The sequence below is a fragment of the Amycolatopsis sp. NBC_01488 genome, assembly GCF_036227105.1.
Classification (GTDB): domain Bacteria; phylum Actinomycetota; class Actinomycetes; order Mycobacteriales; family Pseudonocardiaceae; genus Amycolatopsis.
Window position 1 is genome coordinate 1,698,877 of sequence record NZ_CP109434.1, and the last position, 21,909, is coordinate 1,720,785.

Sequence of the window (21,909 nt, forward strand, 5' to 3'; positions counted from 1 at the left end):
TGGCTAGTGTTTCCACTGGCTGCGAAGGAGTCCCCCGAAACGACGAAACGCCCTCGCGCAAGCAGGCGCGGGGCGTCGTACGGCACACGTGGTGCCGAGCCTCGTTCCTCCTGCGCGGGCCGCCCGGCGAGTGCGGGACCTTCGTTCCCCTAGCGGGGAACACCAGCGGTCTTCGGTAGAACTTCCTCAAGAGTACCTTGTCAAGTCGGCAACCCTTCTCCACCCCCCACGTTCGCGGCGGCGTGGGGCATCATGGTCACGTGGCGGAGCAGCGCGATGACGGAAAGCCGGGCTCGGACATCGAACCGGCGGGCTCCAACCTGCCCGGTTCGCAGCCACCGATGGACCCGGCGCAGCTGGAGCAGTTCCGCCAGTTCCAGCAGTTCCAGGACTACCTGCGCTTCACGCAGTCCCAGCAGGGCAACCAGCCGGCCCCCGCTCCGGACGCCGGGATGGTCCAGGCGCCCCCTTCCCAACCGGCCACGCAACAGAGCGGCCAGCCCCCGGCGATCCCCCCGGGCTACCAGCTGGTCCCGGCCGAGCGCCGCCGGGCACCGCGCTGGCTGAGCTGGCTGGGCAAGAAGGTGATCGCGTGGGTCCTGGCGATCGTGATCCTCGGCGTGGCCGGCACGTGGCTGTACAACCACTTCTTCCCCAGCGACGCGGGCAAGACGTCCGCCCAGCTGGCCCAGGAAGGCGGCGGGAAGTACCAGACCAACCACATCCTGTCGACCAGCCCGTACGAAGCCGTGCGCGAAGTCTACGACGCCATCGCGCAGAACCTCGTCCCGCAGGCGTGCGGGCGGATGGACGAGCCCATCCAGCAGAAGTTCGCCCAGGACCTCGGCTACGCCGACTGCCAGGTCGCGGTCCACGAGCTGAACCGCAAGGTCACCAACAAGAACAAGTACGCCGAGTCGATGCCCTCGAGCGTCTCGGAGCCCTACCCGGGTGACCGGTTCACGATCAGCTCGTGCCAGTTCGGCATCGAGGGCGGCCCCGCGCTCGGCGCGTTCACCGTGGCGAAGGTGCCGAAGGGGCAGTGGCTGATCGTCGAGCACACCAACGAACCCACGCCCTGCCCCGCGGCGCCGCCGACCAGTTGACTCAGCGGGGGTGCGGCGCCGTCAGGAACGTCACCAGCGCCTCCGAGAACGCCGGTGACATCACCGCCGTCATGTGGTCGCCCGGGATCCGGACCAACCGGGCCCCCGCGATCGCCGCCGCGAGACGCTCGGGCTCCGCCGCCAGCAGGTCCTGGTCGCCTGCCAGCACCAACGTCGGGACGCCGATCGCCGACAGGTTCAAGCTCCCCTCCTGCGAAGCCAGCGCCACCGCCGCCAGCGCCTGGCGGTCACCGCCCGTTGCGTCGGCCAGCAGGCGGAACGGCACCCCCGAGGGCGGCACCGTGGAAGGGTCTTCGGCCAGCAAAGCCGAGGCGATCTCCGCCGGCTTCACCACCCGCAGGTCGACGCCGCCGAAGTCGACGATGCCTGCGCCCACGCCGCCCGTGGCCAGGCAGCGGATGCGCTTGTCCGCCGCCGTCGCGGTCAGGGCGATGATCGCGCCCATCGAATAGCCGACCAGGGAGACCTCGTCCAGGGCCAGCTCGTCGAGCAGCGCGGAGATGTCGCGGGCCATGCTGTCGCCCGTGTAGCGGCACTCGTCGTGGGGCTTCTCCGAACGGCCGTGGCCGCGGGCGTCCAGGGAGAGCACCGTCAGGCCGGCCGACCGCAGGGCCGCGACGACGCCGGTCGAGATCCAGTTCGCGTTCGTGTCGGCCGCGAAGCCGTGTTGCAGCAGTACCGGGCGGTGGGCGGCGTCGCCCTCCCACACGGTGTAGTTCAACCGGAGGCCGTCGAACGACGCGAAAGTCGGCATGACCTCCATGAGACACGAAGAAAGGGCGCCCCCGCAGCAAGCGGGGACGCCCTTTCCGGTGATGTCCGACTCAGACGTTCGCGTCCTCGGAGAGGAGGTTGCGGGTCCGCAGCGGGTCGACCGGGATGCCCGGGCCCATCGTGGTGGTGAAGGTGACCTTCTTCAGGTAGCGGCCCTTCGCCGACGACGGCTTGGCGCGGAGGATCTCGTCCAGCGCCGCCGCGTAGTTCTCGACCAGCTTCTCCGTGTCGAAGGAAGCCTTGCCGATCACCAGGTGCAGGTTGGCCTGCTTGTCGACGCGGAAGTTGATCTTACCGCCCTTGATGTCCTTCACGGCCTTCTCGACCGCGGGGGTCACCGTGCCGGTCTTCGGGTTCGGCATCAGGCCACGCGGGCCGAGGATGCGGGCGATGCGACCCACCTTGGCCATCTGGTCCGGCGTCGCGATCGCGGCGTCGAAGTCGAGCCAGCCACCCTGGATGCGCTCGATCAGCTCGTCGGTGCCGACCGCGTCCGCACCGGCGGCTTCGGCCTCGGCGGCCTTGTCGCCGACGGCGAAGACGATGACGCGGGCGGTCTTACCGGTGCCGTGCGGCAGGTTCACGGTGCCGCGGACCATCTGGTCGGCCTTGCGCGGGTCCACCCCGAGACGCATCGCGACCTCGACGGTCGCGTCCATCTTGGTCTTGGAGGTTTCCTTCGCCAGCTTCGCGGCGTCGAGCGGCGCGTACAGGCGCGCCTTGTCGATCAGCTCCGCAGCCTGGCGGTAAGCCTTGCTGTGCTTGGTCATGCTTCTGTCCTTAACTTCGAAAACGGATCAGTGTGGTAGGAGCCAGCACTCGGCTCTCCCACGGGCAAAGCTGCAGACGTCAGGCGTCGACGACCGTGATGCCCATCGACCGGGCAGTACCGGCGATGATCTTCGCCGCCTGGTCGATGTCGTGCGCGTTGAGGTCGGTCTCCTTGGTCTTGGCGATCTCGCGGACCTGGTCCCAGGTGACCTTGGCGACCTTGGTCTTGTGCGGCTCGCCGGAGCCCTTCTCCACGCCCGCGGCCTTCAGCAGCAGCTTGGCGGCCGGCGGCGTCTTCAGCTTGAAGTCGAACGACCGGTCTTCGTACACGGAGATCTCGACCGGGACGACGTCCCCGCGCTGCGACTCGGTCGCGGCGTTGTAGGCCTTGCAGAACTCCATGATGTTGACGCCGTGCTGACCCAGGGCCGGGCCGACCGGCGGCGCGGGGTTGGCCGCACCCGCCTTGATCTGCAGCTTGATGATCGCCGCAAGCTTCTTCTTCTTGGGTGGCATTTCTTTTCCTGTCCTGTACTACGTTCCCCGCGTACCTGCCGTGGACGTGGGGACTGCGGCCGAGCGAGCGGCCGTCAGATCTTGGAGACCTGGGTGAACGACAGCTCGACCGGGGTCTCCCGGCCGAAGATCGACACCAGGACCTTCAGCTTCTGCCCGTCGACGTTGACCTCGGAGATCGTCGCCGGCAGCGTGGCGAACGGGCCGTCCATGACCGTGACCGACTCGCCGATCTCGAAGTCGACCTCGACGGCCGGGCCGCCGAGCGGGGCCGCCGTCGTGGCGGACTCGCCCTTGCCGGCCTTCGCCGGGGCTTCGCTTTCGACCTTCGGGGCGAGGAACTTCAGCACCTCGTCCACGGTCAGCGGCGACGGCCGCGAGGTGGCGCCGACGAACCCGGTGACGCCCGGCGTGTTGCGCACCGCGCTCCACGAGGCGTCGTTCAGGTCCATCCGGACCAGGATGTAGCCGGGCAGCACCTTGCGCTGCACCTGCTTGCGCTGGCCGTTCTTGATCTCGGTGACCTCTTCGGTCGGGACCTCGATCTGGAAGATGTAGTCCTCGACGTCCAGGGTCTGGGTCCGGGTCTCGAGGTTGGTCTTCACCTTGTTCTCGTACCCGGCGTACGAGTGCACGACGTACCACTCGCCGGGCGCGGCGAGCAGCTCGGCGCGCAGCGTGGCGACCGGGTCGTCGTCCGCCGCGGCGGGCTCGGCCTCGGCATCGTCGGCGGCGGCCTCGGCCACGCCCTCGGTGCTTTCGTCGTCAGCGGAAGCGGCTTCGTCGACCTCGTCGGACACCTCGACGGGCTCGAGGTGCGCGGACTCCTCGTCACCGAGTGCCGCGTGCACCTGCTCGTCGGAAAGCTCGGTCAGGTCGTGACCGGCTGATGTGCCGTTGTCGGAGGTCACGTTCCGTCCTCTCAGTTGATCATTGCCGGGGTCAGGCCGGGACCTGAGCCCCATCGGCGCGCGCCGAGGCGCGTCAGCCGAAGATCTTGCCGATGCCCCATTTGAATGCCAGGTCGAGCACGCTCACCAGGGCCACCATGAACACCACGAAGGCCAGCACGACCGCGGTGTAGGTGACCATCTGCTTGCGGTTGGGCCAGATGACCTTGCGCAGCTCCGCCCACACCTCGCGGATGAAGCGCACCAGCCGCGCGAACACGGAGGCCTTCTTCGCCTTCTGGTCCCGCTTCGGGGTCGGAGCGCCCTTCGCGTCGGGAGCGGTCTTCTCCCCCGACTTCCCGGCGGGCCGCGTCTTGTCGTCCGCACGTGCCGCGGACTTGCCCGCGGGACGAGCGGTCGCACGGCGCTCACGCCGGGCAGCAGCTGTGACGGGACGGGACGGGCTCTCAGGCTTCTGCCCGGTGCCATCCTGCTCCTGCTCGCCGCCGCTGGCGTCGCTGTCGCTCACGACCACTCCTCCGCTCCACCAGTTCCGTTACGCAGGGGTGACAGGACTTGAACCTGCAACCTGCGGTTTTGGAGACCGCTGCTCTGCCAATTGAGCTACACCCCTGTGGAGCACCGATTGCTCGGAGCCCCGGAGGACGCATTCCAGCGTCCCCACCATCCAGGCGGGGATGACCGTAGTGCGTTCCAAGTCCCGAAGTCTACGGCAAGCCTCACGAGAGCCCGCAACCGCGCCCCCCGATCGACCGCCGCACCTCGGCGGGCCTGCGGGAAACTCCCCGCCGGCCACCTGATCATGCCAGGATGTCCGCCATGACGAGGACCCCGGGCACCGACGCCCCGCCGTCCGGCCGTGGACCGGTGAGCGGGATGCGGCTCGGGCTGGCGCTCCCCCAGTACGGCACCCTCGCCGACCCCGCCGCCGTCGCGCGCTTCGCGACCGCCGCCGAGGGCCTGGGTTTCGGGTCCCTCTGGGTCGGCGACCGGATCCTGACGCCGCACGCGCCCTCGGACCTCTACCCGGGTGGCGGGACGCCGGAGCACCCGTACCCGAAGGAGTTCGAGACCTTCGCGGACCCGTTCACGACGCTCGCCACCGCGGCCGCGGTGACCCGCACGGCCCGCCTCGGGATGAGCGCCCTGACCGGCCCGGTCTATTCCCCGGTGCTGCTCGCCCGCACCCTGACCTCGCTCGACCTGGCCAGCGGCGGACGGCTGGACGTCGGCCTGGGGCTCGGCTGGCTGCGCGAGGAGTACTTCGCGACCGGTGTGCCGTGGGAGGGCCGCGGCAAGCGCCTCGAAGCCGTCCTCGACGCGCTCGAGGCGCTGTGGACCGGCGACCCGGTGGCGCACGAGGGCCCGCAGTGGCGGATCGCGCCGTCGACGGTCGGGCTGCGGCCGGCACAGGACCCGCGGCCGCCGGTGCTGCTCGGCGGGTTCTCCCCGCCCGCACTGGCCCGGGTGGGCCGCCGGGCGGACGGCTGGCTGGCGAGCTGGATGCCGAAGCAGTACCTGAGCGGCCTCTGGTCGGTCGCGCTCGAAGCGGCGGAGAAGGCCGGCCGCGACCCCGGCACCCTGCGGCGGGTCCTGCGGATCAACCCGCGCGCGGGCACCGGGGTCGAGTCGGTCGCGGACGTCGCGCCCTGCCTGGACGCGGCCCGCGAGCTGGGCATCACCGAGACGCTGGTCGACCTGCACTACGTCGCGAAGGACGTCGACCACGCCCTGGAGCTGGCGGCCGAACTGACCGCCTGAGGCGTCAGCTCTCGCTGTCGGCGAGGGTCGCGAGCGCCTGCGCCTTCGCGGCGTACTTCCACTTCGCGAGGTCACGGATCGTCTTGATCTTCAGCTCGGCGAGCAGTTCGTCGTGCTTCGGCGTGAGTCCTTCGAGCGCGGACGGCGGCGCGTCCAGCAGCTCCTTGATCGTCTTGTCCTCGTAGGCCTTGTCGACGAGCTTGTTCAAGTTCAGGCTCACTGCGCTTCTGCCCTTCTCGAGACGTCGAATCGAACGCGCCCACCCTCGCCGTGATCCCGCGCTCCCGCAACCGTCGCTCACCCACACAGGGTCGCCCAGCTAAAACCAGTTAGTTCTAGTACAGTTAGAACTATGCTCGTGCGGATCGACCCCAGCTCGACCGTCCCGCTCTTCGAACAGGTGGCGGCGTCGCTGCGGCGCGCCCTCGCGGACGGCCACCCGGCGCCCGGCGAGCAGCTGCCGCCCGCCCGCGAGCTGGCCGCGTCGCTGGAGATCAACGTCCACACCGTGCTGCGGGCGTACGCGGCGCTTCGCGACGAAGGCCTCATCGACCTGCGGCGACGCCGGGGCGCCGTCGTGATCGGCGGGGCTTCGGCGCGGGCGCGCCTGGCCGAACTGGCCGGCGAACTGGCCGGCGAGGCGAAACGCGCGGGCGTCGGGTTCGAGGAGCTCACCGGGATCCTGAAGGAGAAGTACTCATGACCAAGCTGATCCGGGTCCTGACCGCGACCGCCGTGCTGCCGGGCGCGGTGCTGGTCACCGCCGGGCTCCTCGCGAACGCGTGGGCCGGCCGACTGCCCGACCCCGTCGCGACGCACTGGAACGACGGGCCGGACGGCGCCACCCCGCGCGGGCTGTTCGTCGCCGTGTGCCTGGCGCTCGGCGCGGTCGCGACAGCGATCCTCACGGCGACGGCCGTCGCCGCGCTGCGCCGCGGGCGGCCGGTGCCCCGCGTGACCATCGGGGTGGGCGCCGGGTTCGCCGCACTGGCCCCGGCCACCCTGCTTTCGGTACTGGTGCCCAACCTCGACGTGCCGGACTGGCACGCGGTGCGCAGCGGCGCCGTCGTCGTGCTGTTCCTGGTGGGCGCGGCCGCGCTCGGCATCGTCGCGGCGATCGTCGGCGGCCTGCCCGCGCCGGCCCTCGAAGACAGCGCCGACCGCCCGAGCGTCGGGCTCCGGCCGGGGCAGCGCGCGTACTGGTCGGGCCGGGCGGCGAACCCGGCGATGCTCTGGCTGCTCGCGGTCGTCCCCGGCTCGATCGCCCTCGTGCCCGCCGGGCTCTCGTGGCCGATGGCCGTCTGGTTTGCGCTGGTCGGCGCGCTGGTCGCGGCGGTGACGTACCGGGTGAAGGCGACCGTCGACGCCAAGGGCGTCACGATCCGCTTCGGCCTCCTCGGCTTCCCCTGGCGGCACCTCGAGCTGGCCACCATCCGCGAAGCGACCGTGCGCGAGCTGACGACGTTCGGGGACGGCGGCCTCGGGCTGCGCTTCAACCCGGTGACCGGCACGACGGCGTACAAGGTCCGCGGCGGCCCGGCCATGGCGCTGGCCCTCGAAAGCGGGCGGACGGTGCTGGTCAGCGTGGACGACCCGGCCACCGGCGCGGGCCTGGTGAACGATCTCCGCGCGCGGCACGTCACCCGGATTGACTAGGTGGCCGCCAGTCTTCGTTCGGTAGAAACGAAGTGTGGCGAAGAACAGCGGGGGCGGCTGCCTGGTCGTGGTGCTCGTGGTCGGGCTCTTGGCCTTCGGGTACTACAAGTGGCAACACGGATCTTCGTCGGCGGCGCCGGAAGGTGTCGAAACCGGGGGCGGCAGCGGCCGCTACGTCGCGCTGGGTGACTCGTACACGGCGTCGCCACACACCGGGCAGCAGGTCGGCTTCCCGGGCGGCTGCCTGCGCTCCGACGACAACTACCCGCACCTGGTCTCGGCGGACCTGAAGCCCGCCGAGTTCGCCGACGCCAGCTGCAGTGGCGCGACGACGGCGAACCTGACCGCCGCGCAGAAGACGTCCAACGGCACGAACCCGCCCCAGCTGGACGCGGTCACCGCGAAGACGACGCTGGTGACGCTCGGCATCGGCGGCAACGACGTCGGCTTCCTGCAGCTGGCGTCGTCCTGCGCGACGGCGCACCGGACGGCGTCGCCGTGCAAGGACCGGCTGACCGCGGGCGGGCACGACCAGCTCGCGGCGCAGATCGACGCCACCGCGCCGAAGGTGGGCGCGGTGCTGGACAAGATCCACGGCAAGGCCCCGAAGGCGAAGATCATCGTCGTCGGCTACCCGACCGTCCTCCCGGACGGCGACGGCTGCTGGCCGGTGCTGCCGGTCGGCGCCGGCGACGTCGCCTACTTCCGCGAGGCGCTGGGCAAGCTGAACAAGATGCTCGAGGACCAGGCGGACGCCCACCGGGCGGGGTACGCCGATACGGCGACTCCCGGCAAGGGTCATGACGTCTGCACGGCGTCGGACACGCGCTGGGTGGAGGGTGTGATCCCGTCCCTGCACGCCGCGCCGCTGCATCCCAACGCGCGGGGGGAGCAGGGGATGGCGGATGCCGTGCTGGGCGTTCTGAAGCTGCCTTGGTCGTGACTTCGGCCGTGTTCTGGCCTTAGACGCGCACCAGGGCCTGTGGCTTGCCCAGTACGGTCTTGCCGTCGAACTTGGCCACCAGATCGATCCTCACGGTGCCGTCGTCGTTCAGCGCGCCAACCTTGCCCGAGAACTCCACCAGGGCACCTTCCGGCGTGTTCGGCACCACCACCGGCCTGGTGAAGCGGGCGCTCAGGTCGACCAGGCGAGCCGGGTCGCCCAGCCAGTCCGTCACCACCCGGCCGGCCAGTGCCATCGTCAGCATGCCGTGCGCGATGACGTCCGGGAGGCCGACCTCCTTGGCGAACGCCTCGTTCCAGTGGATCGGGTTGAAGTCCATCGCCGCCCCGGCGTAGCGGACCAGCTGGTCGCGCGTCACCCGGACCTCGATGGCGGGCAGCTCGTCGCCGACGTTCACGCGTCCTCCCCCCGGACCACCAGCTGGGCCCGCGTCGTGGCGATGTGCTCGCCGTCGCCGTCGGTGATCTCCGCGCGCAGGTTGATGAAGTCGTTGCCCGCGCGGGCCATGATCTTGTCGATGTACGTCGTCAGCAGCAGCCGGTCGCCGACGCGCGCCGGGCGGCTGTAGCTGAACTGCTGGTCGCCGTGGACCATCCGCGAGTAGTCGAGCCCGAGTTCCGGGTCGCTGACGATCGCGTTGATGGCGGCCAGGTTGACGATCGTGATGAACGTCGGCGGGGCGATCACGTCCGGGTGCCCGGCGGCGCGGGCCGCCTCGGGGTCGCGGAAGACCGGGTTCTGGTCGCCGATCGCGTCGGCGAACTCCCGGATCTTCTCCCGGCTCACTTCGTAGCTGGTCTGCGGCGGGTAAACCCGCCCGGTGAACGACTCGTCCAAGGGCACCCGAGGAGGCTACCAACAGCAAGAAGCCGCCCTGGTGGTCCAGGGCGGCTTCTCGAAAGCTGGTGAACGCGCTACGCGTCAGCGGGTTTCCTTGTGCATCCGGTGCGTACCGCAGTTCGGGCAGAACTTCTTCATCTCCAGGCGATCCGGGTTGTTGCGCCGGTTCTTCTTGGTGATGTAGTTGCGGTGCTTGCACTCTTCGCACGCCAGCGTGATCTTGGGTCGCACGTCGGTGGCAGCCACAGCGTTTCCTTCTCTCTCAGGTCCCGGGGGCCAGCCCCAGTCGTTACCGCGTAGCGGTGGCCGGACTTGAACCGGCGACACAGCGATTATGAGCCGCTTGCTCTGCCAACTGAGCTACACCGCCCTTACATGACCCAAGCCGCGACACGCAGGCGTGACGCGGCTGAGGTCGTGAGCCCCTTTACGGAATCGAACCGTAGACCTTCTCCTTACCATGGAGACGCTCTGCCGACTGAGCTAAAGGGGCCTGGCCTCTCGCGAGGACTTCGAAAGATTACCAACCCCCGTCACCCAGCCGTGCAACCGGGGTGGCCAAACGACAAAACCTCAGGTCAGCAGCGTAAGCACGGTCTCCGAGTGGCGTCCGGGAGACCGCGCGGTGCGGGCCTGCAGCCACGCCTCCAGGCGATCCTCCGGCAGCGGGCGCGAGATCAGGTACCCCTGGGCGACGTCACAGCCCATCGCCTCGAGCTGGTCGCGCGCCACGTCCTCCTCGACGCCCTCGGCGACCACCGTCAGCCCGAGCGAGTGCCCCAGCTCGACGATCGACCGGACGACCGCGAGGTCGCCGAGGTCGGTGCCCATGCCGAGGACGAAGCTCTTGTCGATCTTGACCTGGTCGACCGGCAGCTGCCGCAGGTAGGCCAGCGACGAGTACCCCGTCCCGAAGTCGTCCACGGCGAGGGTGATGCCCAGCGAGTGCAGCTCGCGCAGGATCGGCAGCGCCTTCTGCGGGTCGGACATCACACCGGACTCGGTCAGCTCGAACGTCAGCAGCTCCGGCGGGATGCCGAAGTGCTCCAGCTCGCGGGCGACCTTGTTCGGGAAGTCCTCGTCGGCGAGGTTGCGCACCGACAGGTTGACCGCCACCGAGATCCGCAGGCCCTCGTCGAGCCACTTGCGGCAGCGCTTCAACGCCTCGCCGAGCACGAACGACGTCAGCACGCCGATCAGGCCGGCCGCCTCGATGGCCGGGACGAACTCGTCCGGGCCGAGCCGCCCGAACTCCGGGTGCACCCAGCGGACCAGCGCCTCGACGCCCTGCACCTGCCGGTTCGGCAGGGTGATCTTCGGCTGGTAGTGCACGCTGACCTGGCCGTCCTCGAGGGACTGCCGGAACTGCGTGACCATCTGGAAGCGGCGCAGGAAGATCTGGCCCATGCTCGGCACGTAGCCGCGGACCTCTTCGCCGCCCTTCGTGGCGCGGACGGCGACGTCGGCGCGCTGCAGCAGGCCTTCGATGTCGACGACGTCGCCGGACTCCTCGGGCGTCGTCGTCGCGTAGCCGATCATCGCGTTCGCCTCGACCGAAAGCCGGTCCACCGGGTACGGCGCGGAAAGCTCCTCGCGCAGCCGTTCCGCCGCCGCGTGGGCGTCCTCGGGCGGGCAGCCGACGAGCAGCGCCGCGAACGACGCGCCTTCGAGGCGGGCGAGCGGGACGTCGGGGCCGAGCGCGTCGCGGATGCGGCGGCCGGCGGCGATCACCATCCGGTCGGCCCAGGCGTAGCCCAAGGCGTCGCTGACCGTCGAGAAGACGTCGAGGTCGATCCGCAGCACCACGGCGTTCGCGAAGTCCCGCAACGGTTCCTTCGCCACCTGCCGGAAGCCCGGCCGGTTGAGGTGCCCGGTGAGCGGGTCGTGGTAGGCGTCGTGGCGCAGGGTCGCGAGCAGCCGCCGGTTGTCCAGCGACGTCGCGAGGTGGCTGGCCATCGTGCCGAGCAGCTGGACGTCGTACTTGCCGAACCCGCGCCAGCGGGACAGCCGGTCGTGCGCTTCGACGACGCCGAGCAGCTGGTTCGCACTGCGCAGCGGCACGACGAGCGCTTCCTGTGCGCCGCGGTCGAGCAGCGCCGCGCGGACGTCGGGGTTGGCCTCGGTGATCCGGAAGTGCCGGACGTGCGCGCCGGGCAGGCGCAGCAGCGGGTCGTCGGCGGCCGGGTCGGCGACCGGCAGGTCGTCGCCGGCGACGACGACCCGCATGGTGTCCTTCGGTTCCAGCCGGAGTCTCAGCACGACGCGGCCGGCGGCGAGCTGGTCCTTGATGCGCTCGGCGATCGTGGCCCATTCGCGGACGTCGACGCCGCCGACGAGCTCGTCGGCGCGGCTGGCCGGGCGCGCCGCGGCCTGCTGGCCGGAGCGGGCGACCATCAGGCTGACGTCCGACAGCGCTTCCATGTCCCGCTGCTCGCGCAGCAGGTCGGAATAGGCCCAGTACAGCGCGGTCAGGCCGAGGAACACGGCCAGCACCAGCGGCCACGCCTTGGGCGTGTTGGAGATGACGAGGTAGCCGGACAAGCCGACCGACGCGTTGACGAAGCCGACGACCAGGATCCGCGCGGTGAGCCGGATGGCGGTGCTCACCCGCATCCGGCGGCGCAGCACGCGGACCGCGGCGAGCGCGAGCAGCGTGCTCACCAGCGGTGCGGTGAGCGTGCCGGCGAGCGCGGCGACCCACGGGATCTCGCTGCCCGCCCCGGCGCCGACGGCGACCTTGACCAGCCCGGCGACCCCGAAGGCGCCGGTGATCTCGAGCAGGAACGCGCCCGCGTTGTAGAGGACGCGGCCGGCGACCTTCCGCGCGAGCAGCGTGCCGATGCCGGCGACCAGGTGCGCGGCCAGCACGACTTCGAACGGTGCGACGAAGAACCCGATGACGAGCGGGATCTCGGTGAAGGAGATGGTCCACGAGATGCCGCTGCGGACGTCGACGTTGATGCCGAGCTGTTCGGCGAGCAGGAACGCGACCGCGAGCACCGGCCCGATCCACAGCAGCCGGCTGTCCCAGTGGAACGGCAGCCACGAGCCGACGGCGAACGCGGCGACGAGCCCGATGCTCAGGACGGCGAAGGTGTACGCGCGGAACCGGCGTTCGTCCGTGCGGGCTTCGGCGGAGACGGGCGGTGTCCCGGAAGCGGCTCCCGGCCCGGGCTTCGCCTGCGCTACGGCGTTGCCGTGGGCGTTGGTGTCCGGCATCCGACCTTCCCTCCCGGCTTGTCCACCGGCGCTGATCCGTGACTTCGGGTGTGGACAAGGGCCATACCGTACCCCGTAGGGCGTACCCGTGTCCCTTTCGAGACAGTAGGAGATCACCCCAGGGTTAACAATGCCTCGATGGCGCTGACCTGCGTGGACCAAGGGGTGAAACATCGGGTGGCGAAAGCAGGGGTGGTCGTCTGCGCACGACGTCCCGCATAGCGCTTCAATGTGCCCATGCACAGCGACGTGATTGCCACCGAACACGCGGCCCGGCTCGCGGCGGTGGACTCCCTGCTCCCCGGTACTTCCCCCTTCGAAGCGGCCGAAAGCGCCGTGGTGCTGGAGGTGGCGACGACCGACTCGGCCGCGGCCGGCCTCGCTTCGCGCATCCAGGTCGACCAGGACGCCCCGAACGCGCCGTGGCGGGCGCTGACCGAGCACCGCCTCGACCTCCAGCTCGCCGGTCCCCACCCGGCGGGAGCCCTCGACGCGCTTCTCACCCGATGGGATGAACATCTGCGCGCGGTCGCCGAGCGCGGCGACACCGAGACCGCGGCGATCGTCCCGCGCGCCAGCCGGGACGCCGCCGGCACGCGGGAAATGCTGCACCACGGCTTCGCGCCGCTGCGCGTGATCGCGGTCCGCCCGGCCGAGCGGATGGTCCCGGCCGGCCCGCGCGGCACGCCCGGCGTCAAGATCCGCCGCGCCGAGCCCGGCGACCTCGAAACCGTCGTCTCACTGGGGCTCGAGCTGCACTCCTTCGACGCGCAGTACGGCACGGTCAACCTGCGCCAGGGCGTCGAGGACATCATGGCCAAGGACCTGGCCGAGCAGCTGGACCGGCCGGAACCGCCGTTGTGGATCGCCGAGCTGTACGGCCGTCCGCTCGGCATGGTGAACGTCCAGCACCCCGGCGAGACCGGCTGGATCAGCGACCGGGTCGCCGCGGACCGCGTCGGCTACCTGTCGTCGCTGGCCGTCGCGAAGGAGGCGCGGTCCTCCGGTGTCGGCACCGCGCTGGCCACCCACGCCCACCACGTCCTGGACGAGGAAGGCGCCGACGTCGTCCTCCTGCACCACGCGGCGGCGAACCCGCTGTCGACGCCGTTCTGGTACGCGCAGGGCTACCGGCCGCTGTGGACGTACTGGCAGCGTCGACCAGCCGTTCGCTGAACCACTGGCGGATTACCCCAGGTCGTTCGTCCTTATAGGCTGGCTGCCGGAGAGCGAGGGGAGCCGGAAAGTGACCGATCAGCGGGATTCGGCGCCGAGAGCGCCCGAAGGCGTCGACACCGAGAAGCCGTCCGCGGCCCGGATCTACGACTGGTACCTGGGCGGCACGCAGAACTGGGCCGTGGACCGCGAGTTCGGCAGGCGTATGGAGCAGCAGTGGCCGCTCGTGCGCCCCGGGTCGAAGCAGAACCGCGAGTTCATGAACCGCGCGGTGCGGGCGGCGCTGCGGGCCGGCATCCGGCAGTTCATCGACCTCGGCTCCGGGGTCCCGACGGCAGGGAACGTGCACGAGGTCGTCGAGGCCGAGCTGCCCGAGGACCACGACGCGACGGTCGTGTACGTCGACTACGAGCCGGTCGCGGTGGCGCACGCGACGCTGATCCTCGAAGAGGAGGCGGCGACGGACTGGGCGGGCATCGTCCAGGCCGACATGCGGGACGCGAAGGCCGTCCTGCGCGCCGAAGAGACGAAGCGGCTGATCGACTTCTCCAAGCCGGTCTGCCTGATGATGATGGCGGTGCTGCACTTCGTCGGACCGGACGACGACCCGGTGGGCCTGCTCAAGGCCTACCGGGACAAGCTCGCGCCGGGCAGCTGGCTGGCGATCTCGCAGATGAGCGAGGGCGACGGCACCGGCAAGTACCTGGACGGGCTGCGCTGGTTCGTCGAGCAGTACCGCAAGACGAGCAACCCCGTCTGGTTGCGCAACCGCGAGGAGATCGAGCCGCTGTTCGGCGACTGGAACCTCCTCGAACCGGGCATCGTGCACCTGCCGGACTGGCGGCCCGACCGCAAGCTCAACGCACTGGAGGCGGAAGCACGCCCGTTCGCCTGGTGCGGCATCGCGGAGAAACCCGGCGCATGAGCCCAAGGAACACAGCGGCGTCAAGCGCCTCCGCCGAGGGTGGTGGGGGCATGGGAGGAGCGCCGACCGCCCCGGCCGGGGTCGACACCGACAAGCCGTCCGCGGCGCGCGTCTACGACTGGTACCTCGGCGGGTCGCACCACTGGGCGGTCGACCGCGAGTTCGGCAGGCGCGTGGAGAAGGTGTGGCCGCTGATCCGGCCGATCTCGCGGCAGAACCGGGCGTTCATGAACCGGGTGGTGTCGGCGGCGATGGACGCCGGCGTCCGCCAGTTCGTCGACCTCGGCTCGGGCGTGCCGACGGCGGGCAACGTGCACGAGATCGTCCGGGACCGGCTGCCCGCCGGTGAGCGGGCGTCGGTGGTCTACGTGGACTACGAGCCGGTGGCGGCCGCGCACTCGCGGCTGATCCTGGAGCGCGAAGGCGCCACGGACTGGGCGGGGCTCGTCGAGCGGGACATCCGCCGCCCGAAGGAGATCTTCGGAGACGACGTCACGCGCGAGCTGATCGACTGGTCGCGGCCGGTGTGCCTGCTGATGATCACGGTCATGCACTTCATCGGCCCGTCGGACGACCCGGACGGCCTGATGGCGACGTACCGGTCGAAGCTCGCGCCGGGCAGCTGGCTGGCGCTGACGCACGGCACGTGCCGGGACGACGCCCCGCCGGACCGCGCGGCCGAGGTTCGCCGCTTCATCGAGGCGTACCAGGCGACGTCGAACCCCGCGTGGCTGCGATCCGCGGACGAGCTGCTCCCGTGGTTCGGCGGCTGGCCGCTGCTCCCGCCGGGGATGACATCGTTGCCGGACTGGCGCCCGGAGACGCCGCCGACGCCGATCGACGCCGAGACGCGCCCCTTCGCGTGGTGTGCCGTCGCGCGTCGCCCAGGCCTCTGAACTGGGCTTTTACTGATCGCTGTGGGCGAACGCACCATCGGAAACAAACCCACCCTTCGGAGAGTTGAGCTAGGCAGACTCAACTACACGAGGAGTGCACATGTCCGACACCCGCCTCCTGCCCGTGCTCCCGCTCGATGACGACGTCGTGCTGCCGGGCATGGTCGTCCCGCTCGACCTGACCGACACCGAGACGCGGGCAGCGGTGGAGTCCGCCCAGGCCAAGACGCCGAGCCAGGCCTCGTTCCCCGGCATCCGGTCGACCGGCGCCACCAAGGCCGAGGTCCTGATCGTCCCGCGCGTCCACGGCGAGTACGCCGAGTTCGGCACCGTCGCGACGGTCGAGCGCATCGGCCGCGTGCCTGGCGGCAAGGCCGCCGTCCTGCTGCGCGGCACGAGCCGCGCGCTCGTCGGCCGGATCGCCGACGGCCCCGGCGCGGCCCGCTGGGTGCACGCCGAGGACGCCACCGAGACCACGGACGACCAGACCGCCAAGCTCGCGGCCGAGTACAAGGCCGTCGTCATCTCGATCCTCCAGCAGCGCGGCGGCTGGCAGCTGATCGACGCCGTCCAGCAGGTCGAGGACGCCTCCGCGATCGCCGACCTGTCCGGCAACGCGCCGTACCTCGACACCGAGCAGAAGCTCGAGCTGCTGACCACGCTCGACGTCAGCGCACGCCTGGAGAAGGCGCTCGAGTGGAGCAAGGCGCACCTCGCCGAGCTCGAGGTCACCGACACCATCCGCAAGGACGTCGCCGAGGGCATGGAGAAGCAGCAGAAGGAGTTCCTGCTGCGCCGCCAGCTCGAGGCCATCCGCAAGGAGCTCGGCGAGCTCGACGGCACCGTCCAGGACGACGACTACCGCGCTCGCGTCGAAGGGGCCGAGCTGCCCGACGCCGTGAAGAAGGCCGCGCTGGCCGAGGTGGACAAGCTGGACCGCACGTCCGAGCAGTCCCCCGAGGGCGGCTGGATCCGCACCTGGCTGGACACCGTCCTGGAGCTGCCCTGGAACGAGCGCACCGAGGACAGCTACGACATCGCCGCCGCGCGCGCCGTGCTCGACGCGGACCACGCGGGCCTCGACGACGTCAAGGAACGCATCATCGAGTACTTGGCCGTGCGCAAGCGCCGCACCGAGTCGGGCCTGGGCGCGGTCGGCGGCCGCCGTTCCGGCGCCGTGCTCGCCCTCGCCGGTCCTCCCGGGGTCGGCAAGACGTCGCTGGGTGAGTCCGTCGCGAAGGCCATGGGCCGCAAGTTCGTCCGGGTGGCGCTGGGCGGCATCCGCGACGAGGCGGAGATCCGCGGCCACCGCCGCACCTACGTCGGCGCGCTGCCCGGCCGGATCGTCCGCGCCATCAAGGAAGCCGGCTCGATGAACCCGGTCGTGCTGCTCGACGAGATCGACAAGGTCGGCGCCGACTACCGCGGCGACCCGACCGCGGCGCTGCTCGAAGTGCTGGACCCGGAACAGAACCACACGTTCCGCGACCACTACCTCGAGGTCGAGCTGGACCTGTCCGACGTCGTGTTCCTGGCGACGGCCAACGCGCTGGAGACCATCCCCGGCCCGCTGCTGGACCGCATGGAGCTCGTCACGCTGGACGGCTACACCGAGCACGAGAAGGTCACCATCGCCCGCGACCACCTGCTCCCCCGCGAGCTGGAGCGCGCCGGGCTGGGCGCTTCGGACGTCACGCTGACCGACGCCGCGTTCAGCCGGATCGCCGCCGAGTACACCCGCGAGGCGGGCGTGCGTGCGGCGAACCGCACGATCGCGAAGGTGCTGCGGAAGATCGCGACCAAGGTGGCGCTCGACGAGGTGTCCCTGCCGCTGACGGTGGACGCCCCGGATCTCGACACCTACCTCGGCCGGCCGCGGCACCTGCCCGAGTCGTCGCTGCCCGCGTCGACCCAGCGGACGTCCATCCCGGGCGTCGCGACGGGCCTGGCGGTGACCGGGGCCGGCGGTGACGTCCTCTACATCGAGGCGTCGCTGGCGGACAAGGAGTCCGGCGCGTCCGGGCTGCAGCTGACCGGCCAGCTCGGCGACGTGATGAAGGAGTCCGTCCAGATCGCGCTGTCCTACCTGCGCTCGCACGGCGCGGAGCTGGAACTGCCGGTGGGCGACCTGCGGGAGCGCGGCATCCACGTGCACGTCCCGGCGGGCGCGGTGCCGAAGGACGGGCCGTCGGCGGGCGTCACGATGACGACGGCGCTGGCGTCGCTGCTCTCGGGCCGCGTGGTCCGCGCGGACGTCGCGATGACCGGCGAGGTGTCGCTGACCGGCCGCGTCCTGCCGATCGGCGGCGTGAAGCAGAAGCTGCTGGCGGCGCACCGGGCGGGGATGAAGACGGTGATCATCCCGCAGCGCAACGAGCCGGACCTCGACGACGTCCCGGCCGAGGTGCTGTCCCAGCTCGACGTGCACGCGGTGGCCAATGTCCGCGAGGTCCTCGACCTCGCGCTGACGCCGGCTTCGACGCCGGTTTCCCAGGCGGCGTAACCCCGAACGCCGCCACCCGAAACGGCCGGTTTCCCCCTCGCACGGGGAAACCGGCCGTTCTCTTCGTCAGAGCCGCCGCGCGGCGATCAGGTAGCCGGTGCCGAGCAGGCCCGCGGCGCCGCGGCCGACGGTCGTCTCCGGCCGCCGGTGCCGCCGGTCCAGCCGGTCGAGCGGCGGCACCAGCGCGGTGACGTCGTAGAACAGCGTGTCCTCCGGCTGCAGTCCGGCCCGCCACAGCTCGTGGCGAAGCCGCCTCGGGGTGTACGCCTCGATGCCGGTGCGGCGCGCGCCGTGTCGCCGCGGGAAGCGCAGGGCGTCCTCCAGGCCGCCGAGCACGCGGCGCGCCGGCCAGTAGAGGCCCCATTCGACCAGCCGGTAGGGGCTGAGCGGATTGAGCATGGTGACGATGGCGCGCCCACCCGGGCGCACCACGCGCGCGATTTCGCACAAAGCCGGCGCGACGTCCACGTATTCCAGCACGCCCATCGCGAGCGCGACGTCGAAACTGCGGTCGGCGAACGGCATTTCTTCGATGTCGCCGACGGAAAAACTCGCTTCCTCCCCGGTGTGCCGGCGGGCCGCGTCGATCATCGCGGCGGACCGGTCGCAGCCGGTGACGGTGAAATCCGGGGACCGGCTTTCGAGCACGTGCCGGACCATCTTCCCCGGCCCGCAGCCGACGTCGAGGAGCGCGCCGCCGGGCGAGCCGCGCAACACTTCGTCGACGGCGTACATCCTCGATCGGTGAAATCGGGCGGTGGGCCCCCGGCCGTCATACGCCTCGGCGTAATCGGCCACGAGCCGGGCATCCGCGTACTGGACCCGCACGAGCTCCTCGCGCGGTGGACGTTCGAGCGTCCCGCGAACCGGCATGCGTACCTCCACTGCTCTGCCACTGGGTTCGGCACATGCGGGGTCGGGCCGGGCACGAAAGCCGTTACCGTTTCCCGGGAGAATTTCGAAATGGGGGCGAAAGGGCGAATGAATCTTCCATCACCGGCCAGGAATTGCGGCCGAATTGCGGGTTGCGTAAAGACGCGGTCATGGGGAGCCCTGTGGCTCATGAAAACGGCCCCGCGACCTGGTGGTCGCGGGGCCGTTCCGGTGGGTGGCGGGTGAGGGATTCGAACCCCCGTAGGCGTAAGCCAACTGGTTTACAGCCAGTCCCCTTTGGCCACTCGGGTAACCCGCCAAGGCCGGGCGAACCGGCCGGGGAGAAGCTTACCCAACGGGTTCGAGCGGGGGTCAACCGGGATGCCCGTCCCCCGATGGGGGCTAGGCTGGGTGGCCCCTGACAAGCGAGTACGAGGTGTGAGGACACGTGGCGGATCCCTCTTTCGACGTCGTGAGCAAGGTCGACCGCCAGGAGGTGGACAACGCGCTGAACCAGGCAGGCAAGGAGCTCGGCACGCGGTTCGACTTCCGCGGCACCGGCACGACGATCAACTGGTCGGGCGAGGAGGCGATCGTGATCGAGTCCGAAACCGAAGAGCGCGCCCTGGCCGCGGTCGAGGTGTTCAAGGAGAAGCTGATCAAGCGCAGCATCTCCCTGAAGGCCTTCGAGGCCGGCGAGCCGGCGCTGTCGGGCAAGATCTACAAGGTGTCGGGCAAGATCCTCCAGGGCATCGCCTCCGACAAGGCCAAGCAGATCGCCAAGTTCATCCGCGACGAGGGCCCGAAGGGCGTCCAGGCCCAGATCCAGGGCGACCAGCTGCGGGTGTCGGGCAAGAAGAAGGACCAGCTGCAGGACGTGATCGCCTTGCTGAAGGGCAAGGACTTCGAGATCGCGCTGCAGTTCACCAACTACCGGTGACGCCGCCGCGGGCACCCGGTCGCCGGGTGCCCGCTCAGGACGGCGTGATCGTCCACTTGGCTTCGTAGCCGTCCACCCGCAGGAACGCCGGGCCGACGACCGGGACCGTCGCCGACTGGTCGCCGATCGCGTTGACCAGCAGGTCGCGGACCTTCTCCGAGTGCACCCACAGCGCCACGTTCCCGCGGGTCTTCGCCGTGAACGCCACCGCCTGCACCCCGTCCGGGATCCGGAACACCGCGTCACCGTTGCCGGACGCCGTTGCGCCCGGGGCGGCCACCGGCAAGCTGCGGTAGTCCGCGATCGTCGCCGTCCAAGATGCGTTCGCCAAGACCGTCACCTTCGTCGTCGGGCGGTCGGGTTCCGTGTTCAGCCAGGTCGTGCCCTGGTACCTGCCGATCGCGTTGACCAGGCCGAACTCGCCGCCGTCGGTGCTGATGATCACGTTCGACGAGCACTTGGGGCAGTCGAACGTGAAGAAGCCCAGCTGGTCCGCCGGCCACGTCACCGCGAACTGGCCCTCGCCCTTGCCCGTGTGCGTCTCCGTCGGCACGTCGCGCGGTACCGGGGCCGCCGATGTGGTGGGCGTCGGCACCGAAGCCGATGGCGAAGCGGCGATGATCGTGCCGAAGCCCGTCGCGGGCGCGCAGGCCGTCACCAGCAAGGCCGAGGCCAGCACACAGGCGAGCCGGAAGTTCATCGTTCCCCCTCGGGGCCACCACCGGCCCTCCGGTGATCTTTCGACGCCCTTTGCCGGAACGTTACTGTCACGCCCGGTGATCGATCACCCGGACGGGCAGAGCAAACCCCTCGAACGCGCGAATGGGCCGCGTGACTGTCCACGAAGGACCCCACTCGCGTGCTGTAATCGCGCGGTCACCGCGTGGAGAGGGTCAGGATGCGCCGTTTGCTCGCCTTCGTGCTGTCACTCACCGTGCTCGGCGCGACACTGACCCCGGCGAGCGCGGCCGAGCGCAAGCAGCTCCTGCCCGGCCTCGGCTCGTACGCGCGCCTGGTCCGGCTCGAGCATTCGATCTTGGGGCGCGGAACCATCATCGCGTCACTGACCAGCGAAGACGCCGGGGGCAAGTTCACGCCCATCATGGAGAGCACCGACGAGGGCGAGACGTTCCACCAGATCGGCGCCATCCACGATCCCGACGGCCGGTACGGCATGTGCTGCGGCACGATCTACGAGCTGCCCGAGCGCGTCGGCCGGCTCCGCGCGGGCACGCTGCTCTGGGCCGCCTCGTACCGGCAGGACGCCGGCGCGCAACGCCGTGTCGGGATCAAGGTCTGGGCCAGCAAGGACGGCGGCCGCACCTGGATCTTCCTCTCCGAGGCCGCCCGCTCGCACAACATCGACGGCATCTGGGAGCCCGAGTTCACCGTCGACGCCGGCGGCACGCTCTGGCTCCACTTCGCCGACGAGACGCAGGCCCCGAAGTACGCGCAGGTCCTCAACCGCGTCGCCTCGACCGACGGCCTGACCTGGGGCACCAAGCAGCTCACCCTGGCCATCCCGCCGGACCGGGTCCGGCCGGGCATGCCGATCATCCGCCGGCTGCCCGACGGCCGGTACTACTTCGCCTACGAGATCTGCAACTTCCGCGACCGCTACTGCGACCCGTACTTCAAGATCTCCCCCGACGGCGCCAACTGGGGCAGCCCCACCGACCCCGGCACCCGCGTGAACACCGCGAACGGCAACTACTTCCAGCACGCGCAGACGATCACGCTCTTCCCCGGCGGCCCGAACGGCGTCCGGATCGTCATGGTCGGGCAGATCTACACCAACGCGAAGGGCGACCCACAGCCGAAGAACGGCCAGGTGCTGCTCGCGAACGACGACTTCGGGAGCGGCAACTGGTACGAGCTGCCCGCCCCCGTCCACATCACCGGCGTCTACAACAACTTCTGCCCCAACTACTCCTCGACGCTGCTGCCGGTCGACGACGGCCGGAACGTGCTGGAGATCGCCACCGAGTACAACTCCGGCTGCAAGGCCTACTTCGGCAAGGGACCGGCTTTCTGAGTCCGCCCGGCCCGTAGGGTGG

General features: G+C 70.5%; 23 protein-coding genes and 4 tRNA genes. 11 read left to right on the forward strand and 16 right to left on the reverse strand.

Features of this window, described 5'->3' with window-relative positions; genetic code table 11:
• Window positions 1-260: 260 nt before the first annotated feature.
• Complete coding sequence (locus tag OG738_RS08030; protein ID WP_329052510.1) at window positions 261-1,106, forward strand: hypothetical protein; 846 nt, start codon at window positions 261-263, stop codon at window positions 1,104-1,106.
• Between the two features lies 1 nt (window position 1,107).
• Here the strand turns inward: OG738_RS08030 and OG738_RS08035 are convergent, their stop codons facing one another.
• The 6 genes from OG738_RS08035 to OG738_RS08060 all read right to left on the reverse strand — a co-directional run bounded on the left by OG738_RS08035 (window position 1,108) and on the right by OG738_RS08060 (window position 4,712).
• The gene (locus tag OG738_RS08035) at window positions 1,108-1,881 is read right to left on the reverse strand and encodes an alpha/beta fold hydrolase (protein ID WP_329052511.1); all 774 of its coding nucleotides are present in this window, start codon (window positions 1,879-1,881) and stop codon (window positions 1,108-1,110) included.
• 70 nt (window positions 1,882-1,951) lie between these two features.
• On the reverse strand, window positions 1,952-2,671 hold the full coding sequence (gene rplA / locus OG738_RS08040; RefSeq protein ID WP_284747830.1) for a 50S ribosomal protein L1: 720 nt from the start codon (window positions 2,669-2,671) through the stop codon (window positions 1,952-1,954).
• A gap of 79 nt (window positions 2,672-2,750) precedes the next feature.
• Window positions 2,751-3,188 (reverse strand): 50S ribosomal protein L11, encoded by a 438-nt coding sequence (gene rplK, locus OG738_RS08045; RefSeq protein WP_043781763.1) that lies wholly within the window; start codon window positions 3,186-3,188, stop codon window positions 2,751-2,753.
• A gap of 74 nt (window positions 3,189-3,262) precedes the next feature.
• A complete protein-coding gene (nusG, locus tag OG738_RS08050; RefSeq protein ID WP_329052515.1) occupies window positions 3,263-4,099 on the reverse strand; it encodes a transcription termination/antitermination protein NusG in 837 nt (278 codons plus the stop codon).
• 73 nt (window positions 4,100-4,172) lie between these two features.
• Complete coding sequence (secE, locus tag OG738_RS08055) at window positions 4,173-4,613, reverse strand: preprotein translocase subunit SecE (RefSeq protein ID WP_329052516.1); 441 nt, start codon at window positions 4,611-4,613, stop codon at window positions 4,173-4,175.
• 26 nt (window positions 4,614-4,639) lie between these two features.
• A tRNA-Trp gene (locus tag OG738_RS08060) sits at window positions 4,640-4,712 on the reverse strand.
• A gap of 206 nt (window positions 4,713-4,918) precedes the next feature.
• On the opposite strand from OG738_RS08060, the gene OG738_RS08065 reads away from it, so the two are divergent.
• Window positions 4,919-5,860: a TIGR03619 family F420-dependent LLM class oxidoreductase gene (locus tag OG738_RS08065; RefSeq protein WP_329052518.1), complete on the forward strand. Its 942-nt coding sequence runs from the start codon at window positions 4,919-4,921 to the stop codon at window positions 5,858-5,860.
• 4 nt (window positions 5,861-5,864) lie between these two features.
• Here OG738_RS08065 and OG738_RS08070 read toward each other — a convergent pair whose 3' ends face one another.
• Window positions 5,865-6,080, reverse strand: coding sequence for a hypothetical protein (locus OG738_RS08070; protein WP_329052519.1), 216 nt, complete (start codon window positions 6,078-6,080; stop codon window positions 5,865-5,867).
• A 132-nt stretch (window positions 6,081-6,212) separates the two neighbouring features.
• Here OG738_RS08070 and OG738_RS08075 point away from each other — a divergent pair, with 132 nt between their 5' ends.
• Genes OG738_RS08075 through OG738_RS08085 form a run of 3 tightly spaced genes read left to right on the forward strand, consistent with a single transcriptional unit; the run spans window position 6,213 to window position 8,459 of the window.
• Window positions 6,213-6,563, forward strand: a complete 351-nt coding sequence (locus tag OG738_RS08075; RefSeq protein ID WP_329052521.1) for a GntR family transcriptional regulator — start codon at window positions 6,213-6,215, stop codon at window positions 6,561-6,563.
• Window positions 6,560-7,516 carry a hypothetical protein gene (locus tag OG738_RS08080; protein ID WP_329052522.1) on the forward strand — a complete coding sequence of 319 codons (957 nt, stop codon included), beginning with the start codon at window positions 6,560-6,562 and terminating at the stop codon, window positions 7,514-7,516. The genes OG738_RS08075 and OG738_RS08080 overlap by 4 nt, the downstream gene beginning before the upstream one ends.
• Window positions 7,517-7,550: 34 nt before the next feature.
• Window positions 7,551-8,459: an SGNH/GDSL hydrolase family protein gene (locus OG738_RS08085; RefSeq protein WP_329052523.1), complete on the forward strand. Its 909-nt coding sequence runs from the start codon at window positions 7,551-7,553 to the stop codon at window positions 8,457-8,459.
• Between the two features lie 19 nt (window positions 8,460-8,478).
• On the opposite strand, the gene OG738_RS08090 is transcribed toward OG738_RS08085, so the two are convergent.
• The 6 genes from OG738_RS08090 to OG738_RS08115 form a co-directional block, all read right to left on the reverse strand.
• Complete coding sequence (locus OG738_RS08090; RefSeq protein WP_329052524.1) at window positions 8,479-8,877, reverse strand: MaoC family dehydratase; 399 nt, start codon at window positions 8,875-8,877, stop codon at window positions 8,479-8,481.
• A complete protein-coding gene (locus tag OG738_RS08095) occupies window positions 8,874-9,323 on the reverse strand; it encodes a MaoC family dehydratase N-terminal domain-containing protein (protein WP_329052526.1) in 450 nt (149 codons plus the stop codon). Before OG738_RS08095 ends, OG738_RS08090 begins: the two co-directional genes overlap by 4 nt.
• Window positions 9,324-9,401: 78 nt before the next feature.
• Complete coding sequence (rpmG, locus tag OG738_RS08100; RefSeq protein ID WP_442875872.1) at window positions 9,402-9,566, reverse strand: 50S ribosomal protein L33; 165 nt, start codon at window positions 9,564-9,566, stop codon at window positions 9,402-9,404.
• Window positions 9,567-9,617: 51 nt separating this feature from the next.
• Window positions 9,618-9,690: transfer RNA gene (locus OG738_RS08105), tRNA-Met, on the reverse strand.
• Window positions 9,691-9,740: 50 nt separating this feature from the next.
• Window positions 9,741-9,813, reverse strand: a tRNA-Thr gene (locus OG738_RS08110).
• 80 nt (window positions 9,814-9,893) lie between these two features.
• On the reverse strand, window positions 9,894-12,539 hold the full coding sequence (locus tag OG738_RS08115; RefSeq protein WP_329052527.1) for a putative bifunctional diguanylate cyclase/phosphodiesterase: 2,646 nt from the start codon (window positions 12,537-12,539) through the stop codon (window positions 9,894-9,896).
• A 237-nt stretch (window positions 12,540-12,776) separates the two neighbouring features.
• Here OG738_RS08115 and OG738_RS08120 point away from each other — a divergent pair, with 237 nt between their 5' ends.
• The 4 genes from OG738_RS08120 to lon all read left to right on the forward strand — a co-directional run bounded on the left by OG738_RS08120 (window position 12,777) and on the right by lon (window position 18,039).
• Window positions 12,777-13,715 carry a GNAT family N-acetyltransferase gene (locus OG738_RS08120; RefSeq protein ID WP_329052528.1) on the forward strand — a complete coding sequence of 313 codons (939 nt, stop codon included), beginning with the start codon at window positions 12,777-12,779 and terminating at the stop codon, window positions 13,713-13,715.
• A gap of 70 nt (window positions 13,716-13,785) precedes the next feature.
• On the forward strand, window positions 13,786-14,640 hold the full coding sequence (locus OG738_RS08125; protein ID WP_329052530.1) for an SAM-dependent methyltransferase: 855 nt from the start codon (window positions 13,786-13,788) through the stop codon (window positions 14,638-14,640).
• A gap of 50 nt (window positions 14,641-14,690) precedes the next feature.
• Window positions 14,691-15,536 (forward strand): SAM-dependent methyltransferase, encoded by an 846-nt coding sequence (locus OG738_RS08130; RefSeq protein ID WP_329052531.1) that lies wholly within the window; start codon window positions 14,691-14,693, stop codon window positions 15,534-15,536.
• 100 nt (window positions 15,537-15,636) lie between these two features.
• A complete protein-coding gene (gene lon / locus OG738_RS08135; protein WP_329052532.1) occupies window positions 15,637-18,039 on the forward strand; it encodes an endopeptidase La in 2,403 nt (800 codons plus the stop codon).
• Window positions 18,040-18,105: 66 nt separating this feature from the next.
• Here the strand turns inward: lon and OG738_RS08140 are convergent, their stop codons facing one another.
• Window positions 18,106-18,912, reverse strand: a complete 807-nt coding sequence (locus OG738_RS08140) for a class I SAM-dependent methyltransferase (protein ID WP_329052533.1) — start codon at window positions 18,910-18,912, stop codon at window positions 18,106-18,108.
• 236 nt (window positions 18,913-19,148) lie between these two features.
• Window positions 19,149-19,231 (reverse strand) — tRNA-Tyr (locus tag OG738_RS08145).
• A gap of 129 nt (window positions 19,232-19,360) precedes the next feature.
• Here OG738_RS08145 and OG738_RS08150 point away from each other — a divergent pair.
• Entirely contained in the window at window positions 19,361-19,852 is a 492-nt protein-coding gene (locus OG738_RS08150; RefSeq protein ID WP_329052536.1) for a YajQ family cyclic di-GMP-binding protein, read from the forward strand.
• A gap of 34 nt (window positions 19,853-19,886) precedes the next feature.
• On the opposite strand, the gene OG738_RS08155 is transcribed toward OG738_RS08150, so the two are convergent.
• Window positions 19,887-20,552 carry a hypothetical protein gene (locus tag OG738_RS08155; protein ID WP_329052537.1) on the reverse strand — a complete coding sequence of 222 codons (666 nt, stop codon included), beginning with the start codon at window positions 20,550-20,552 and terminating at the stop codon, window positions 19,887-19,889.
• 198 nt (window positions 20,553-20,750) lie between these two features.
• Here OG738_RS08155 and OG738_RS08160 point away from each other — a divergent pair, with 198 nt between their 5' ends.
• Complete coding sequence (locus OG738_RS08160) at window positions 20,751-21,887, forward strand: sialidase family protein (RefSeq protein ID WP_329052539.1); 1,137 nt, start codon at window positions 20,751-20,753, stop codon at window positions 21,885-21,887.
• Window positions 21,888-21,909: the final 22 nt, after the last annotated feature.